Raw genomic sequence first — 1,391 nt, 5'->3', positions numbered from 1 at the left:
CTTCCAGGTACATAAACCGGTCGGTGACTTGGCGCAGGGCGAGCTGGTCGGACGCGAGGAAGTTTTCTCCCAGGCCCAGGCCAATGACCAGCGGGCTGCCACTGCGGGCGGCGAGCAGGCGGTCGGGCTGTTTGGCGCTGATGACGGCCAGGCCGTAGGCGCCGTGCAGTTCTTTGACGGCGGCTTTCAAGGCCAGGGCCAGGTCGCCTAAGTCTTTGAATTTATGGTCGAGCAGGTGGACGATCACTTCGGTGTCGGTGTCGGAGCTGAACACATAACCGAGGCCTTGCAGCTGTTTGCGCAGGGCTTCGTGGTTTTCGATGATGCCGTTGTGCACCACCGCCAGGTCGCTACCGGAGAAATGCGGGTGGGCGTTGCGCTCGCTGGGCGCGCCATGGGTGGCCCAGCGGGTGTGGGCAATGCCGAGGCGGCCGACCAAGGGTTCGCCGGCCAGGGCTTGTTCTAGCTCGCTGACTTTACCCACGCGGCGGCGGCGCTCGAGCACGCCGTCGTTGTTGAAAACGGCCAGGCCGGCGCTGTCGTAGCCCCGGTATTCCAGACGTTTCAGGCCTTCCACGAGGATGGCGGTGATGTTGCGCTCAGCGACGGCGCCGACGATGCCACACATAAGTCTCTCCTTAAGCTTGCAGCGCGGCGCAGATCAGATTGACCCCGCGCGCGGTGATGGATGCACGCGCCTCAGGGTCGAGGCGGTCATCGGTGATCAGGGTCTGGACGCTGCTCCAGGGCAGTTCCAGATTAGGAATTTTGCGGCCGATTTTGTCCGACTCGACCATCACAATCACTTCGCGGGCCACCTCAGCCATCACCCGGCTAAGGCCCAGTAGCTCGTTAAACGTGGTGGTGCCGCGGGCCAGGTCGATGCCGTCGGCGCCGATAAACAGCTGGTCGAAATCGTAAGAACGCAGCACCTGTTCGGCGACCTGACCTTGGAAGGATTCGGAGTGCGGGTCCCAGGTGCCGCCGGTCATCAACAGCACCGGCTCGTGTTCCAGCTCGCTCAGGGCGCTGGCGACATTGAGGGAGTTGGTCATCACCACCAGGCCGGGTTTGTGGCCGAGCTGAGGGATCATCGCGGCGGTGGTGGTGCCGCTGTCGATGATGATGCGTGCGTGCTCTTTGATGCAGGCAACGCCAGCGCGGGCGATGGCTTGTTTGTACTGGGAGATGGGCTGCGCGGGGTCAACGATAATCTCTTGCGGCATGGGGATTGCGCCACCGTAACGGCGGAGCAATAGGCCATTGCTTTCCAGCGCAGCGAGGTCTTTGCGAATGGTTACTTCAGAGGTGGCGAAGGCTTTGGACAGCTCATCAACACTCACCTCGCCCTGCTCGGCGAGCAGTGCAAGGATGGTGTGCCGACGTTGCGG

Annotated in this window: 1 protein-coding gene and 1 pseudogene; both read right to left on the bottom strand. The window is 62.8% G+C overall.

The genetic code is table 11. From position 1 onward, the window contains the following. Positions 1-628, bottom strand: a pseudogene (locus tag AAAB16_RS14505) (glutamine--fructose-6-phosphate aminotransferase); the annotation flags it as partial. A 10-nt stretch (positions 629-638) separates the two neighbouring features. Then, a partial coding sequence (locus tag AAAB16_RS14500) for a DeoR family transcriptional regulator (protein ID WP_340663948.1) occupies positions 639-1,391 on the bottom strand: 753 nt, incomplete at its 5' end.

Source organism: Pseudomonas sp. (assembly GCF_037994325.1).
Taxonomy (GTDB): Bacteria; Pseudomonadota; Gammaproteobacteria; order Pseudomonadales; family Pseudomonadaceae; genus Aquipseudomonas.
Note: the sequence above shows the minus strand (reverse complement) of the source record. Positions and strands in the feature narration are given on the sequence as shown.